Below are 14,652 nucleotides of genomic sequence, written 5' to 3'. Positions count from 1 at the left end.
CCGTGACCGCGCAAAGAGAACGCAGCCTCCGCGCCTGGCAGGCGAGTCCGCTGGCTCCGCTACCGGTGTCCGTTCGCGACTCGTTGCTGGGGTCGTCGGTGGTGGTGCACATCCCGGCCGGGCAGAGCATCGGTGAGGCCTACGCCGGTCCCACGTTCGCTCTGGTCCACAGCGGACACACCCGGGTGCAGCTCGTGACCGCGGACGGCCGGACGGCGACCATCCGCTACGCCGGCGAAGGCCAGTTGCTCGGGCTGCCGTCGGCGATCGCGGGCACGACCCCGTGGACGGCCTACGCCGTCACCGACTGCGAGCTCACGATGATGAGCGGCGCTCTGCTGCGGGAACTGGCTGCCGCGGACGCCGGCGTCGCCTGGCACCTCGCCGGCCAGATGGCGCAGATCTCGTACGAGGTCATCGACGTGCTGGGCGGCAACATCTTCGAGCCGGTGCTGCAACGGGTTTGCCGGCACCTCCTCGAACTCGCCGAGCGGACCGACGCCGGGCTCGTGGTCGTCACGGATCAGCACGAGCTGGCGCAGTCGATCGGGTCGGTGCGCGAAGTCATCGCCCGCGCGCTGCGGACCCTGCGCGAGCAGGGGCTGGTCGAGCGGACGAGCGCCGGGTTGCGGCTGCTCGATCCGGCTCGTCTTCACGAACTGGCCGCAGGCCAGGTGGACCACCCCCAAGGCTGACGAGCGCGGGACGGGCACCGGCTGCCCCCGCGCTCGTCCACCACGAAATCGGGAAGGAATCCCCATGACCGACAAGACCGTTTTCGGGGACGTCGAAGTCAACCGGGTCGACGAGTGGCGCGATCGCTTGTTCACCCGGCCGGAACTCCTGCCGGACTCCGACCGGCTGGAGTGGGAGGCCCAAAAGGACTGGCTCGAACCGGTTTTCTGGTCGGCGGAGTCGGAGGACGCGTGGTTGTGCGCGCAGAGTTTCCTCGTGCGCAGCGGCGGCCGGACCATCCTCGTCGACACCGGGATCGGCAACGGGAAACCGCGACCGGGGGTGCCCCCGTTCGCCGACCTCGACACCGGGTACCTCGGCAACCTCGCCGCGCTCGGGGTGCGACCGGAGGACGTCGACCTGGTGGTGTGCACGCACCTGCATCCCGACCACATCGGCTGGAACACCACACTCGAGAACGGGGAGTGGCGTCCGACGTTCCCGAACGCGACCCACCTGCTGCCCAAACCCGACTTCGAGCTGCTGTCGGAAATGGCGAAGAGCGGCGACGCCCCGGACCCGCTCGGGTTCGTGTCCGCCTTCCTCGACAGCGTCGCGCCCGTCGCGGAACACGCGAAAACGCAGCTGTGGGAAGGCGAAGAGCAAGTCATCGACGACGCCGTCCGGCTCGTCGCCGCGCCGGGTCACTCGCCGGGCGCCGCCGCCGTCACGATCTCCTCGGGCGGTGAGCACGCGCTGCTCGCGGGCGACCTGGTGCACCACCCCATGCAGATCCTCGACCCCGGGCAACGCAACGTGCTCGACGCCGACCCCGCTGCGGCCGCCGAGTCCCGGATCCGGCTGCTCGGCTGGGCGGCGGAGCACTCCGCGCCCGTTTTCGGCGGCCACTTCCCCGGCGGCCGGGGTGCGCGGATCAGTGCTGCCGGCAGCGGGTTCCGCATCGACTCCTGGACGAACGTCTGAGATCCGTTCTCGTCCGGAACCCGTTCCGGCCGGCTCGCCTCGGCGAGCCGCCCGCCTCAGCTCACGCGGAAGGAGCCGAACACCCGAGTACGGCGCCGTTGCCGGCGCACCGGTACGGCAAAGGGGGGATGCACCTGGACCGCCGGATTCCGACTTCACGAGGAGTATCACTTTGCCTGCACCAACGAAGTTGCACGGCTGGCACCTGATCACGGCCGTTGCCGCGTTGACCATTTTCGCCGAGGGCTACGACATCGTCGTCTTCGGCGCCGTCCTGCCCGGCCTCCTGGTCGAACCGAGCTGGGACCTGTCCAAAGCCGAGGCCGGCCTGATCGGGAGCGCCACCTACCTCGGAATGCTGATCGGCTCGGTGGTGAGCGGCCGCTTCGTCGATCGGTTCGGCCCTCGCCGAATCCTGCTGACGATGACGGTGTTCCTCGCCCTCGGCGTTTCGGCTTGCGCCGTTGCCGGTTCGCCGGTCCAGCTCGGCGTGTTCCGCTTCGTCCTGGGCCTCGCCGTCGGCGGGAACATCCCCGCCGCGATCGTCGCGGCCAGATCCGCTGCCCCGGCCCAGCGGATGAACCTCGCCCTGACGTGGATCAGCTCCGGCATCCTCATCGGCGGGGCCGCGGCGTCGCTGATCGCGATCCCGGTGCTGCCGACGCTCGGCTGGCGAGCGCTGTTCTGGATCGGCGCCGGCATCTCGCTGGTCGCGCTGGCCGCGACCGCGCTCGTCCTGCCGGCCCGGCCGGTGCGAGCGCCGGGAAACCGGCCCGGGAAGGTCCGGCTTTCGCAGGTCTTGCGACCCCGGCACCGGCGGCTGCTGACCGCCTGCATCCTCGCGACGACGGCGAACATGCTGGTGTGGAACGGTATGTCGACCTGGCTCACGACGTCGATGAAGGACTTGGGCTACACGCTGACCTCTTCGTTGCAGTTCAGCCTGCTGCTGACGGTCTCCGCCCTCCTGGGTTCGCTGTCGCTCGGTGTTTTCGCCGACCGGAGCAGCGCGCGCACCGCCGGCCTCCTCTCGACCGGGATCGGCCTCGTCGGCTTGGCGGGGTGCGTCTTCGCGGCGCACACGCCGGGGTTCGCGTGGGTGTCGATCGCGCTCCTGGGCGCCGGAGCCGGGTCGACCACCACGATGATCGGCAACGTCGTGGCCATCGGGGTGCCCGCCGAAGTGCGCGGGACGGCCTTCGGCCTCAACAACGGCCTCGGCCGGGTCGGCGCCATCTTCGGCCCGCTCGCCGGCGGGTGGATCATCGGCGCGACCGTCGGGCCGACGTGGTTCTTCGTCTTCTGCGCGGCGGTGCTGGTGCTGTGCGCGGTCGCGCTTTCGCTGGTGCCACGAGTCGGCGTCCCCGTCGGTGATGACGAACCCATGGCCCGGCAGCAGGGCGGCACGGCGGAAGACGTTCCGGCGGCCTCGTAGGCGGCTGTGCTTCCCGGGCCGGTTCAGGCGTGCGACGAGGACGTGTCTGTCACTCGTCGCACGCCCTTGCCGGCCTCGTCAAGGTCCCGGAATCACCGCGCACGGTGGTGCTCGAGCGTGTGGCGCGACAGGTATTCGCGGTTACCGCGGCTGCCGCTGTCGCGTCGTTCTCGTGCCCGCGACAGTGGTCCTGAATCGACTGTCCATCGTGGACCCGCGGCCTCGGCCTTCCGCTGACCTGGCCGGCGTACACAGGCGTTCCCGAGCTGGTCCGGGCCCACGCGGCCAGCCGGATCAGTCCCTCGGCGTTGCGCGCGACGTGGGCACGCGTTCAGCCGGGCCGGCAGGAGGGTTCGCGCAGCTCGTCGTCGCTGATGCGGTCGAGGGCGGCGATGAACCGCGTGGCGTCCTCCTCGACCCAGGGGACCGTGGTGTCAGGTCGTGCCGGCCGGTCACCTGGACGCTTCCGGCTCGCCGGCCGCCAGTCGGTCGGCGATGTCCGCGCGCAGGGCCTTCTTGTCGATCTTCCCGACCTTCGTGCTGACCAGCCGGTCGACGAGCACGAGGTGTTCGGGGACCTTGAACCGGGCGATCCCGGCGGCCGTCATCGAAGCGCGGATCTCCTCGAGCGTGATCGTCGCGCCCGGCTGGGCGACCACGTAGACGCAGACGCGCTCGCCCAGGGCGGGATCCGGCATGGCCACGGCGGCCACCTGCCTGACGCCCGGCAGGCGGTAGACGAGGTTCTCCACTTCTTCCGCGGAGATCTTCTCGCCGCCCCGGTTGATCATGTCCTTGTCGCGGCCTTCGACGATGAGGTAACCCCCCGGTGTCCGGCGGCAGATGTCGCCGCTGCGGTACCAGCCGTCGGCGGTGAACGAGCGCTCGTTGTGCTCGGCGGCCCGGTAGTAGCCGCGCGGGGTGTAGGGGCCGCGGGTGAGCAGCGAGCCCGGCTGTCCTTCGGGCACGTCCCGGTCGGCCTCGTCGACCAGCCGCACCTCGTCGGCGGGGGAGAGCGGCCGGCCCTGCGTGCCGCAGACGACGTCCTCGGGGTCGTCGAGGCGGGTGTAGTTGAGCAGGCCCTCGGCCATGCCGAAGACCTGCTGCAGCGTGGTGCCGAGCACCGGGCCGATGCGGCGGGCCAGTTCGTCGGCCAGCCGCGCGCCGCCGACCTGCAGCACGCGCAGCGACGCCAGCTGCTCCGACCCGTGCTCGGCGGCGTGCTCGAGCCACCGGCTCGCGACCGCGGGCACGACCGCGGTGTGCGTGATCCGCTCGGCCGCGATCGTCGCGAACGCCCGGTCCGGCTCGGGTGAGGGCAGCAGCACCACCCGTCCGCCGGCGAGCAGCGCGCCGAGGATTCCCGGACAGGCCAACGGGAAGTTGTGCCCGGCCGGCAGGCTGACGAGATAGCCCGACCCGGCGTCGACGCCGGCCACGACGGAGCTGGCGCGGGCGTTGTACGCGTAGTCGTCGTGGGTTCGGGCGATCAGCTTGGGCAGGCCGGTGGTGCCGCCCGAGAGCAGGAGCACGGCCACGTCGCGACTGTCCGGGGCGAGCGCGTCCAGCCGGGCCCGATCGGCGGCCGGATCGGCCGCCGGTCCGCACAGCGCGCGGAGGTCCACGCTGCCGTCGGCGACCTGGGCACCGGAGACCAGCACGTGCCACGGGCCGCCGGTGGCGGAGGTGACGTCGGCCGCCAGTTCGTGGCCCAGCGCCTGGTGGTCGAAGTCCCGGAGCCGGTCCGGCACCGCGATCGCGGAGGCCTCGCCGTGCACGGCGAGGTAGGCCAGTTCGCTGCGGCGGTGGGCGGGCAGCGCCATCACCGGCACCAGCCCAGCACGCAGGCACGCCAGCAGCAGCACCACGAACACCCATTCGTTGCCCAGCTGCACGACGATCCGGTCGCCCGGCTCGAGGCCCAGGTCGAGCAGCCGCGCGGCCGCGGCGTCGGCACGCTCCGCGAGCTCGCCGTGGCTGAGCCGGACGTCGTTCCCCGGGTCGATGAGAGCAGGTGCGGCCCCCGCGCCCGCGGCCTGAATCAGCGTGCCGAGGGGTTGCCCGGCCCAGTAGCCGGCGGCCACGAAGCGCGCGACTTCGGCCTCGGGCCAAGCAACGGTGTACTCACGTGTCGGAGTGGGCATCGTCGGCCTCTCGCGTGATGATGACGGCGTCCAGAGCGATCAGGCCGTCGGGGGTGAGCCGGAGCGGGTTGATCTCGATCTCGGTGAGACGGGGTTCGGAGACCAGGAGGTCGCCGAGCGCGGTGATGACGCGCGCGGCCTGAGCGGGGTCCAGCACCGGGCCCCCGCGCCAGCCGTCGAGCACGGCGTGGCCGGCGAGTTCCGCGCTCATCCCGGCTGCTTCGTGTTCGGGCAACGGCGCCAGGCGGATGGCCACGTCGGCGAGCGCCTCTGCCGTCGTCCCGCCGAGCCCGAGGAGGACCACCGGGCCGAACACCGGATCCCGGCGAGCGCCGACGACCAGGTCCACACCGGACGGTGCCATCCGCTCGACGAGGTAGCGCCGCGCACCGATCGCGTCGAGCGCGGCGTCGAGCTCTGCCGGGGTGCGCACCCCGAGGTGCACGCCGCCGACTTCGGTCTTGTGCAAAGTGGCGGCGTCGAGCAGCTTGACCGCCACCGGCCCGCCGAGCTCGGCCAGCGCCGCGTGGGCGGCGGCGCGATCGGCGCACGCGCGCCGCGGCGGGGTGGCGATCCCCAGCCGGCCCAGCACGTCCTTGGCCGCGTCTTCGTCGAACGCCGCGGCGGTCAGCGCGGGAACGACCGCCGTTTCCCGGTGTGCCGGAACCGAAACGCGGTGCCGGGCCCGGGCGTCGGCGAGCAACGCGGCGGTCGCGGTGGCCACGCCGCGCGGGTCCGGCGCCACCGCGACACCGGTGGCGAGCAGGTCGCGGCGGGCCGCGAGCACCGCTTCGCCCGCGCCGCCGACACCGAACACCACCGGCACCGCGTTCGGTCCCGAGCCCGCGATCGCGGCGACGAGATCGACTGCGTCCGGTTCGTGCAACGCGTATCCGGCGACGACGTCGCTGGCCGGGTCCGCGGTCACCGCCGCCAGGATCGCGCCGAGCTCAGGGCCCGGCCGTCCGGTGTCCACGGGGTTGCGCTGGAACGTGAGCGGCGGCAGGAGCTCGGCCAGTTTCCCTTGCGTGGCCGCGGAGAACTCGCGCACGGGGGCACCCCGGCCGCGCAGTTCGTCGAGCAGCAGCAGGCCCGGACCGGCCTGCGCGGTCAGCACCCCGGCGCCCGGCTCGGCCAGCGGCGGCAGCCGGTGCACAGCCAGCGCGCCGACGGCGTCCACGAGTTCCCGTTCGTCGTCCACCAGCACCGCGCCCGCCTGGGCCAGCGCGGCCCTGGTCGTGCGCCACGACGTCGCCAAGGCCCCGGTGTGCGAGGCCGCGAAAGCGCTTACGTCGTGCCGCCCGACCACGAGCGCCACGACCGGTTTCGCGGCGGCTGCCCGGCGCACGGCCGCGACCAGCCGACGGCCGTCGGCCACCGATTCGACGTGCAGGGCGATCGCTTTGGTCGCGCGGTCGTCGGCGAGGTGGTCGAGCACGTCGGCGGCGGTCACGTCAACGCTGTTGCCCAAGCCGACGCCGAGGCTCACGCCGTGCCCGGCTTCGGTGAGCAGGAAGGCCAGCGCGTGGTTGACCCCGCCGCTCGCCGCGACCACGCCGACCCCACCGGCCGGCACCGAGACGGCGCCGGGCACGAAGCTGGCGGTGAGCCCGGTGCCGGGGGAGAAGAAGCCGCTCGTGTTGGGCCCGAGCAGCCGGATCCCGCCCGCGGCGACCGTTTCGGCCAGCCGGTCCTGCAACAGCACACCCCGGCCACCGGCCTCGGCGAACCCGCCGCCGCAGATGACCGCGGCGCGCACCCCGGCGGTGGCGGCCTCGGCCAGCACCTGCGGACAGGCCGGGGCGGGCACGCAGATCACGGCCAGATCGACCGGCTCGTCCGCCGCGGCGGCGCCGATCGAGCCGTACATGGCTTCGTCCCGGCCGTTCACGAGTGCCACGCTGCGGGTGCCGTCGCTGAAGCCGGCCAGCGAGCGGGCCAGCGCGGCGCCCAGTTTGCCGGGACTGCGAGAGGCGCCGACCACGGCGATCCGGGTGGGCCGGAACAGCGGCGCCAGCGGGCCGGTCATGCCGGCACTCCCCACTCCCGGAGCACCGCGACCGGCACCCCGACGAGGTCGGCGCGGCCGGACAGCACAGCGGTGGCGGCTTGGTCGGCGTCGAGAGCGGGGTCGACCAGCAACGCGGGCAGCCTGTGCCGCAGTCGCGCTCGCTCGCACAGCAGCGAGCGCGTGAGGCTGGTGCCGCCGTGCACCGCAGCCACGGCGGGGTGGTGGTCCGCCAGCTCGGCCAGCAGCCGATGGGCCCCGGCCAGCCCCTGCTCGGTCTCGGGTGCGGCCACCCGCGCGCCCCAGGGTTCGCCGTCGGCGCGGTCGGGTGCGCGCTCGGTCAAGGCCAGCGGCCGGCCGCCGGTCAGGACGGTGGCCGGGACTTCGTGCTGCGTCACGACAGCGACCGCGCGGGTGGGACTGGTCCAGCCGCGGTGCTCGAACGGCGTGTCGAGCGGCTCGGCACCGTGCCGGGTTACCCATTCGCGGTGCGAGGCGCCCGCCAACTCCGGCGCACGACGGGCGAGCCGCGCGTCGCTGATGCTGCGGGTGAAGAAGTGGTACGCGAACTGCCACGGTTCGAAGTGCTCGTAGTAGCTCCCGAAGTGCTCCCACCACGCCAGGCTCGGCCGGGCCGAGTCCTGGATCCGGCGCACCGACGGCTGGGCCGCCGCCTCGTAGGCCGTCAGGGCCGCTTCGAGGTCACCGGGGTGCGCGGCGAGCGCAGCGGACAGCGCCACCGCGTCCTCCATGGCCATCTTCGTGCCCGACCCCACGGAGAAGTGCGCGGTGTGCACGGCGTCGCCGAGCAGCGCCACGGGCCGGGGATCGAGGCTGTGCCAGGTACGGCTGCGCCGGGTGCGGAAGTTGCCCCAGCGGGAGTTGTTGACCAGCAGGCGGTGCCCGTCGAGGTGCTCTGCGAACAGCGTCTGCAGGTAGTCGCGGGACGCCAGGTCGCTGACACCCGGCGGCCGGCTCACGTCGAATTCGTCGAGGCCGGCGCGCTGCCAGGACTCCTCGTCGGTCTCCACGATGAACGTGGACACGTCCTCGCTGATCGGGTACGCGTGCACCGCGAACACGCCGTGGGGTCCGCGTTCGTGCAGGAACGTGAGGCTGTCGAAGACGTGGTCGGTGCCGAACCAGATGAACTTCGCCGTGGCGGTGTCGACCTCGACGCCCAGGTCCGCGGTCAGGCCTTCGCGGATCAGCGAGCCGGTGCCGTCCGCGGCGACGACGAGGTCGTAGCCGTCCAGATCGGACAGCCGGACCTCGGTGGCGAACCTGAGGTCGGCGCCGACCTCCCCCGCGCGTTGCTGCATCAGGGACAGCAGGGTTTTGCGCACGATCGCCGCCATGCCGTTGCCGCCGCAGCGCAGGCGTTCGCCCTTGAGCCGGACTTCGATGTCGTCCCAGTGCGTGCCGTGCTCGGCCAGTGCCTTGCGCAGCACGGGATCCGCTTCGTGGATCCCGGCGAGCGTGCGATCGGAGAACACGACCCCGAAGCCGAACGTGTCGTCCGGCTTGTTGCGCTCGAACACGGTGACTTCGGTGGCCGGGTCGGCCCGCCGGAGCAGGGTGGCGAAGAACAGCCCGCCCGGCCCGCCGCCGACGACTGCGATGCGCACGGCTCAGCCTCCCGCGACGCAGGTGGTGCGGAGCTCGCCGGTGAGCGCCGAGTTCCCGGTGGGGTACCCTGGGGGCTCGGCACCGCCCGGCGTGCTCCGCTCGAACGTCTTGCCCTGCGGCGGCAACCCTTCGTGCGGTGTCCACAGTGGATTCTGATGCGCGGCCGCGAAATCCGCGTACAGCCGGTCGGGCTCGGCCTGCTCTTGCGGAGCGGTCTCCGGCAGCGGGTCCGTGGTCGTCATGGTGCCGTCCTTCCTCACGGGAACCGGGGCCCAATGTACAACACATCGAAGACGGTCGTCTGCAAAGTGACACCAATCAAGGTGTCTTGGCCGACCCGTTCACCAGGTCGGTCACGGCGGCCTCGGCCGGGGCGCGCAGGAGCCCGTGCGCTTCGAGGAACAGCTCGTGGGCCCGGCGGCCCCGCCAGCCTTCGGGCAGCAGCTCGGGCGGCAGGTCCGGGTCGTGGAACGGGAAGCGCCGGTAGTCGTGGATCAGCCGCATGCGCTCCACCAGCGCGTCCGCCCCCTCGGGTGGATCTCGGCGATAGGTGGACAGCCTCGGCCGGTAGTCGTCCAGGAAGCCGGCGTAGTCGGCGTCGAGCGTGGCCAGGTCCCAGCACCGGGCCGCGATCGCCCGGTCGGAGGCGATGTCCTCGGATCGCGAGTGGAACACGTCGAGCTGCACCGCCGGGTCCTCCGCGAACGCTTGGCGCACCTGGCCGGTCCGGTCGTGCGGGCTGACCCACACCGACGAGGACAGCGGTCCGAAGCCGACCCAGGCCAGCTGCTTGCGCAGGCGCTCGCGAAGGGCCCGTTCGGTCTCCGGCACCTGGTAGATCACCATGTGCCACTGCCCGTCCCACGGCCCGGTGCTGCGCCGGAAGATGCGCTCGCGGCCCTCGTCGAGCATCTGCCAGGCCGTGTCGGTGAGCGCGAACACGGTCTCCCGGCCCTGCTTGGTGGCCGACAGCCAGCCCTCTTTGCGCAGCCGGGTCACGGCCACGCGAGCGGTGGCTTCGGGGATGCCGAAGCAGGCGAGCAGGGAGATCAGGCCGCGCAACCGGGCTTCTCCGCCCCGGTAGCGCAGGTAGTCCCCGAACAGGTCGAACACCAGCGAGCGCGCCTTCACCGCCTGCTCCTGGTGGTCTTCGTACCTGGTTTTCGTGATGCATTTTTCCGACGTTCGTCCACGTTGCGGATCATAATCGATCTGGCGGCCCCTCGGCCCCGAGCTCGGGTGCGCACCGCCGGCACAACGCAGTCACCGCTCCCACCGACGCAAGTCACAGACCGGCGCCCAGGTCGCGGCGCACCATCGCCTGCACAACGACGTTGGGAGGCGGTGATGACCGATCGGGGAACGCGAGTGGCGGCCGCCCTCGCCGCACTCCGGGCCGGAGAGCTCGTGGTCCTCGTCGGCGAGGTCCTCGACGAGGCCGGGGAGCCGGCGCGCCTGCCGTACCTGGCCGAGTTAGCCGGGCGCCTCGACCTCCCGGTGCTCGAAGTGGCCGACGTGCTCGACGACCGCGCGCACCGAGGCGTGACGCGCGTCGTGGAGACGGTGCTGCCTCTGCCGCAGGCGCGGTTCCGCGCCATCGGCTACCGCGACGCGCTGGGCGGCGAGCACCTCGCCCTCGTGCTGGGCGAGCCTGCGAACCGCCAGGACGTGCCGGTCGCCGTGCAGGTGGAGTGCGTGCTCGGGGACGCGCTCGGCTCGCACGTGTGCGGCTGCTCCGACCGCCTTTCCGCAGCCTTGCGCCGCGTCGCCGATGCCGGCTGTGGCGCGGTGCTCTACCTGCGCCCGGGCGCGGCCGTCGGGCCGGCCCGGCGGCTGCGCGCGCACCAGTCCGGCCCGGACGCCCACCAGACGCTCGACCCGAACGACCAGTGGATCAGCACCGGGATCGCCCGCGATCTCGGTCTGCAAGCCCCGGTTCCGACCGAAGCGGCGAAAGGAAGTCACGCATGCTGACACTCACCGACGAGACCACCGGGACCGCCGTGTCCGACGGGGTGGTCCTCGACGTCTCCACCACCGGCTCCGGGCCGGCCACGCTGTTGCTGCACGGGGTCGAGGGCGTGCGCGACGACCGCGAGTTCATCGGCCGGCTCGCCGAAACCGCCACGGTGCTCGCCCCCAGCCACCCCGGGTTCGACCTGTCCCCGCGGCCGGACTGGCTGGACAGCGTCGAAGACCTCGCCTACGTCTACCTCGACTGGCTGGACCGGATCGACGCGCACGACGTCACGCTCGTCGGCTGCCAGTTCGGTGGCTGGGTCGCCGCGGAGATCGCGATCCGTTCCACGGCGCGGCTGACGAGACTGGTCCTGGTCGACCCCGTGGGCATCAAGACGGGTGGCCCGACGGACCGCGAGATCGCCGACGTGTTCCACCTGACCCGGGAAGAGCTCGACGCGCGCACGTTCCACGATCCCGCCCACGGCCCGGGCGACCTGACCCGCGCCGAACGCGAGACGGTGTTGCGCATCGCCCGCAACGAAGAAGCTCTGGCCTGCTACGGCTGGGAGCCCTACCTGCACAACCCCCGCCTGCGCCGGTGGCTGCGCCGCATCGACGTGCCGGCCCTCGTGGTCTGGGGCGAGTCGGACCGCATCGTCAGCCCCGGCTACGGCCGGTCGTTCGCCGAAGCCATCCCGGGCGCGCGGTTCGAAGTGCTGGCCGGGGCCGGGCACCGGCCCCAGGTCGAACGGCCCGCGGAACTGGCCGGCCTGATCCGCGAATTCTCGCGCTGACCCGCATCGACTTTCGGAGGCGACCCATGGAGTTCTGGCACTTCAGCGAAACCGCGTACCCGTACCTGCCGCCCGAGGACACGTACGAGTCCGTCCGGGTCCAGTTGCCCAACGGGGTGATCGACCCGGAGAAGGCGGCCGCGCTGTGGGACCGCTACCTCAAGGAGTGGGAGGTGGCGGACCAGGCGGGGCTGAACGTGATGATCAACGAGCACCACCAGACGGCGACCTGCCTCGACCCGGCGGCGCCGGTGATCGCGGGTGTGCTGGCCCGCAGCACCGAACACGCCCGCATCCTGATCCTGGGCAACCCGATCGCCAACCGCAAGGACCCGGTGCGCGTGGCCGAGGAGATGGCGCTGGTCGACGTGCTCAGCCGCGGCCGGCTGGAGGTCGGGTTCGTCCGCGGCGTGCCGTACGAGGTGTCCGCGGTGAACAGCAAACCGGTCATGATGAGCGAGCGGATGTGGGAGGCGCACGACCTCATCCTCAAGGCGTGGACGACCCACGACGGTCCGTTCAACTGGGAGGGCCGGTTCTTCCAGCAGCGGCACGTGAACATCTGGCCGCGGCCCTACCGGCAGCCGGCCCCGCCGGTGTGGATCACCGCCATGACCGCCCCCAGCGCCGGCCGGATCGCCGAGCACGGCCACGTGATCGCGACGTTCCTGACCGGCTTCGACGGCACCCGCGAGGTCTTCGACGCCTATCGCGCCAAGTGCGCGCAGCTCGGCCGGCCGGTGCCGGGTGACGACCGGTTCGCCTACGCCGCACTCGTCCACACCGGACGGACCGACGAAGAAGGCTTGGCCGGCGCCGAGAAGCTGATGTGGTACGTCACAGCGAACAAGGTGCCCTTCCACCACGTGCAGCCGCCGGGCTACACGCCGTACTTCGTCCGCGCCGCCGGTCTGGCGGGGCAGCGATCGGCGTACGACTTCAACTCCATGAGCCTGCAGGACATGATCGACGGCGGGATCGTCTTCGCCGGCAGCCCCGAAACCGTGCGAGGGCAGATCGAGCGCTTCTACGAACGAGTCGGCGGGTTCGGCCACCTGCTTCTCATGGGCCAGGCCGGTTTCCTCGAGCACGACGAAACGGTGCGGGGGATCGAGACGTTCGCGAGTGAGGTCAAGCCCAAGCTCACCGGGCTCTCGGCGACGGCCGCCCCGGGTGGCGCGGAGCCGGGCCGTGGTTAGCCGGCCGGGCACTCGCGTCGGGGCGGAGGAGCTGCGCAGGACCTGCGGTGCCTGGCCGACCGGGGTCGCGGTCGTGACGAGCGTCGGCGCGGACGGTGCGCCCGTGGGCCTGGCGGTGAACTCGTTCACGTCCTTGTCGCTCGACCCGCCGCTCGTGTTGTTCTGCGCCGCGCTCTCTTCGACGACGTGGCCGCACATCCGGGCCACCGGCCGGTTCCTCGTGCAGATGCTCGCCGCCGATCAGCGCACCGCGGCCCAGGTGTTCGCCCGCTCCGGTGGTGACAAGTTCGCCGGGCTGGCGTGGCACTGGCTGGACGGGCTGCCCGCCCTCGACGGGACGTCGGCGGTGCTGAAATGCTCCCTGGAGGGCGTGCAACCCGGCGGCGACCACGAGATCGCCGTGGGCCGCGTCGAGGCGGCGGAGGCGTTCGGCCGGAGACCACTCGTGTTCCACGACGGCGGTTTGCACGTGCTGCCGAGTCCGGAAGCGGCGGCGTGATGAGGAACGCGATCAGGTTCTGCGTCCTGCCGGTGTCCGAAGTGGCCGGCTCGGCGGCGTTCTACCGCGCCCTCGGCTGCGTCGAGCGCGGAGCCGACGGCGACCGGTGGGCCGGTCTGGCGTCCGAGCACGTCGCGCTTTCGCTGTGCGGGCCCGCTGACCCGAAACGCCCGTCGCGGCCCGCGTTCGCCGTGCTGGTCGACGACGTCGAAGCCGCACTCGCGCAAGCACTCGCCGCAGGCGGCCGCGCGCTGCCGGAGGGCGAAGCGGGCGGCGTCCAGCTGACCGATCCGGACGGGAACCACATCATGCTGATCCAGCGCTCCCACGCGGGGTGACGGCGCCCTTCCACCGTCCACTGTGTCCCGCGCGTGCGGCGAACACCAGCCACGAACAAGGAGAACCACGATGTCGTCCGTCCTCATCACCGGTGCGTCCCGGGGCATCGGCCGAGCCATCGCGATCGAACTGGCCGGTCGCGGCCACCGCGTGATCGCCACCGCGCGCCGGCCCGAGACGCTCGCCGAGCTGCCGGTGGACCGGCGCTTGCGCCTCGACGTCACCGATCAGGACAGCGTCGACGCGGCGATCCGCGACGCCGGCGAAGTCGACGTCCTGGTCAGCAACGCCGGCGAAAGCGTGCGCGCGCCGCTGGAGAGCGTCCCCCTCGACGAGGTGGAGCGGCTCTTCCGGCTCAACACCCTGGGCGCGCTGCGCGTGGCGCAAGGCGTGCTGCCGGCCATGCGGGCGAGGGGAGCGGGGCGGCTCGTGTTCGTCTCGAGCATCCAAGGCCGCATGGTGCTGCCGTTGATCGGCCCGTACGGCGCGACCAAGTGGGCGCTGGAGGCGATCGCCGAAACGCTGGCCATCGAGACCCGGCGGTTCGGCATCCAGGTGAGCCTCGTGCAGCCCGGGGCGGTCTCGTCGGGTGGCGGCGAGCGCGCCAAGGTGCATTTCGACGAGGCCGATCCGTACGCGCCCCTGCTCGACGCACTCGCCGTTCTCCGCGGTGAGGTCGTCACCCCGGAGGCCGTGGCGGCCACGGTCGCCGACACGATCGAACAGGCCGAGCCACCGCTGCGCGTGCCGGGCGGCGCGCCGGCCAAGAGCGTTCTGGAAGCGCGCAAGGCGGCGCCGGAGGACCGGCCCTTCCTGATGACCGAGATCGACTGGTGACCGGCTGTCCGAACGGTGCGCGCGGGGCATGGACCTGATCTCGGGCTAGTTCGCTCAATGAACTGGGCCGTGCTAGAGTCGCTCTAGTTCATTCACTGAACTGTCAGGGCGTCCCGATCCGCGGCACCGGCTGAGTACCGCACTTCT

At 72.3% G+C, this 14,652-nt stretch carries 14 protein-coding genes; 9 read left to right on the top strand and 5 right to left on the bottom strand.

The window, feature by feature from the left end; genetic code table 11:
* Positions 1 to 2: 2 nt before the first annotated feature.
* The 3 genes from ACIA77_RS24185 (at position 3) to ACIA77_RS24175 (ending at position 3,094) form a co-directional block, all read left to right on the top strand.
* Positions 3 to 695: a Crp/Fnr family transcriptional regulator gene (locus ACIA77_RS24185; RefSeq protein WP_395888222.1), complete on the top strand. Its 693-nt coding sequence runs from the start codon at positions 3 to 5 to the stop codon at positions 693 to 695.
* 64 nt (positions 696 to 759) lie between these two features.
* Positions 760 to 1,659: an MBL fold metallo-hydrolase gene (locus tag ACIA77_RS24180; protein ID WP_395888221.1), complete on the top strand. Its 900-nt coding sequence runs from the start codon at positions 760 to 762 to the stop codon at positions 1,657 to 1,659.
* Positions 1,660 to 1,831: 172 nt separating this feature from the next.
* Complete coding sequence (locus tag ACIA77_RS24175; RefSeq protein WP_395888220.1) at positions 1,832 to 3,094, top strand: MFS transporter; 1,263 nt, start codon at positions 1,832 to 1,834, stop codon at positions 3,092 to 3,094.
* 452 nt (positions 3,095 to 3,546) lie between these two features.
* Here ACIA77_RS24175 and ACIA77_RS24170 read toward each other — a convergent pair whose 3' ends face one another.
* The 5 genes from ACIA77_RS24170 to ACIA77_RS24150 all read right to left on the bottom strand — a co-directional run bounded on the left by ACIA77_RS24170 (position 3,547) and on the right by ACIA77_RS24150 (position 10,006).
* Complete coding sequence (locus ACIA77_RS24170) at positions 3,547 to 5,238, bottom strand: (2,3-dihydroxybenzoyl)adenylate synthase (RefSeq protein ID WP_395888219.1); 1,692 nt, start codon at positions 5,236 to 5,238, stop codon at positions 3,547 to 3,549.
* Positions 5,219 to 7,267 (bottom strand): acetate--CoA ligase family protein, encoded by a 2,049-nt coding sequence (locus ACIA77_RS24165; RefSeq protein ID WP_395888218.1) that lies wholly within the window; start codon positions 7,265 to 7,267, stop codon positions 5,219 to 5,221. Before ACIA77_RS24165 ends, ACIA77_RS24170 begins: the two co-directional genes overlap by 20 nt.
* The gene (locus tag ACIA77_RS24160) at positions 7,264 to 8,874 is read right to left on the bottom strand and encodes an FAD-dependent monooxygenase (RefSeq protein WP_395888217.1); all 1,611 of its coding nucleotides are present in this window, start codon (positions 8,872 to 8,874) and stop codon (positions 7,264 to 7,266) included. The genes ACIA77_RS24165 and ACIA77_RS24160 overlap by 4 nt, the downstream gene beginning before the upstream one ends.
* A 3-nt stretch (positions 8,875 to 8,877) precedes the next feature.
* Positions 8,878 to 9,117, bottom strand: a complete 240-nt coding sequence (locus ACIA77_RS24155) for a hypothetical protein (protein ID WP_395888216.1) — start codon at positions 9,115 to 9,117, stop codon at positions 8,878 to 8,880.
* 76 nt (positions 9,118 to 9,193) lie between these two features.
* A complete protein-coding gene (locus ACIA77_RS24150) occupies positions 9,194 to 10,006 on the bottom strand; it encodes a PaaX family transcriptional regulator C-terminal domain-containing protein (protein WP_395888215.1) in 813 nt (270 codons plus the stop codon).
* 216 nt (positions 10,007 to 10,222) lie between these two features.
* Between ACIA77_RS24150 and ACIA77_RS24145 the strand changes: the two genes are divergently transcribed.
* The 6 genes from ACIA77_RS24145 (at position 10,223) to ACIA77_RS24120 (ending at position 14,505) form a co-directional block, all read left to right on the top strand.
* Positions 10,223 to 10,849 (top strand): hypothetical protein, encoded by a 627-nt coding sequence (locus tag ACIA77_RS24145; RefSeq protein ID WP_395888214.1) that lies wholly within the window; start codon positions 10,223 to 10,225, stop codon positions 10,847 to 10,849.
* Complete coding sequence (locus tag ACIA77_RS24140) at positions 10,843 to 11,631, top strand: alpha/beta fold hydrolase (protein ID WP_395888213.1); 789 nt, start codon at positions 10,843 to 10,845, stop codon at positions 11,629 to 11,631. The genes ACIA77_RS24145 and ACIA77_RS24140 overlap by 7 nt, the downstream gene beginning before the upstream one ends.
* Before the next feature lie 26 nt (positions 11,632 to 11,657).
* Entirely contained in the window at positions 11,658 to 12,830 is a 1,173-nt protein-coding gene (locus ACIA77_RS24135; protein ID WP_395888212.1) for an LLM class flavin-dependent oxidoreductase, read from the top strand.
* Positions 12,823 to 13,329, top strand: a complete 507-nt coding sequence (locus ACIA77_RS24130) for a flavin reductase family protein (RefSeq protein WP_395888211.1) — start codon at positions 12,823 to 12,825, stop codon at positions 13,327 to 13,329. Before ACIA77_RS24135 ends, ACIA77_RS24130 begins: the two co-directional genes overlap by 8 nt.
* Positions 13,329 to 13,667, top strand: coding sequence for a VOC family protein (locus tag ACIA77_RS24125; protein ID WP_395888210.1), 339 nt, complete (start codon positions 13,329 to 13,331; stop codon positions 13,665 to 13,667). Before ACIA77_RS24130 ends, ACIA77_RS24125 begins: the two co-directional genes overlap by 1 nt.
* Positions 13,668 to 13,737: 70 nt before the next feature.
* Positions 13,738 to 14,505, top strand: a complete 768-nt coding sequence (locus ACIA77_RS24120) for an SDR family oxidoreductase (protein ID WP_395888209.1) — start codon at positions 13,738 to 13,740, stop codon at positions 14,503 to 14,505.
* Positions 14,506 to 14,652: the final 147 nt, after the last annotated feature.

Origin of the sequence: Amycolatopsis sp. NPDC051903, from assembly GCF_044452505.1 — a bacterium.
In the GTDB taxonomy this organism is placed as follows: domain Bacteria; phylum Actinomycetota; class Actinomycetes; order Mycobacteriales; family Pseudonocardiaceae; genus Amycolatopsis.
The sequence above is the reverse complement of the archived record's forward strand: the minus strand, read 5'-3'. Positions and strand labels throughout refer to the sequence as shown.

Excerpts from the sequence above, each read along its gene's own strand:
- ACIA77_RS24125 (WP_395888210.1), top strand. The coding sequence starts at position 13,329 with ATGAGGAACGCGATCAGGTTCTGCGTCCTGCCGGTGTCCGAAGTGGCC.
- ACIA77_RS24165 (WP_395888218.1), bottom strand. The coding sequence starts at position 7,267 with ATGACCGGCCCGCTGGCGCCGCTGTTCCGGCCCACCCGGATCGCCGTG.
- ACIA77_RS24180 (WP_395888221.1), top strand. The coding sequence starts at position 760 with ATGACCGACAAGACCGTTTTCGGGGACGTCGAAGTCAACCGGGTCGAC.
- ACIA77_RS24145 (WP_395888214.1), top strand. The coding sequence starts at position 10,223 with ATGACCGATCGGGGAACGCGAGTGGCGGCCGCCCTCGCCGCACTCCGG.
- ACIA77_RS24135 (WP_395888212.1), top strand. The coding sequence starts at position 11,658 with ATGGAGTTCTGGCACTTCAGCGAAACCGCGTACCCGTACCTGCCGCCC.
- ACIA77_RS24120 (WP_395888209.1), top strand. The coding sequence starts at position 13,738 with ATGTCGTCCGTCCTCATCACCGGTGCGTCCCGGGGCATCGGCCGAGCC.
- ACIA77_RS24170 (WP_395888219.1), bottom strand. The coding sequence starts at position 5,238 with ATGCCCACTCCGACACGTGAGTACACCGTTGCTTGGCCCGAGGCCGAA.
- ACIA77_RS24155 (WP_395888216.1), bottom strand. The coding sequence starts at position 9,117 with ATGACGACCACGGACCCGCTGCCGGAGACCGCTCCGCAAGAGCAGGCC.
- ACIA77_RS24140 (WP_395888213.1), top strand. The coding sequence starts at position 10,843 with ATGCTGACACTCACCGACGAGACCACCGGGACCGCCGTGTCCGACGGG.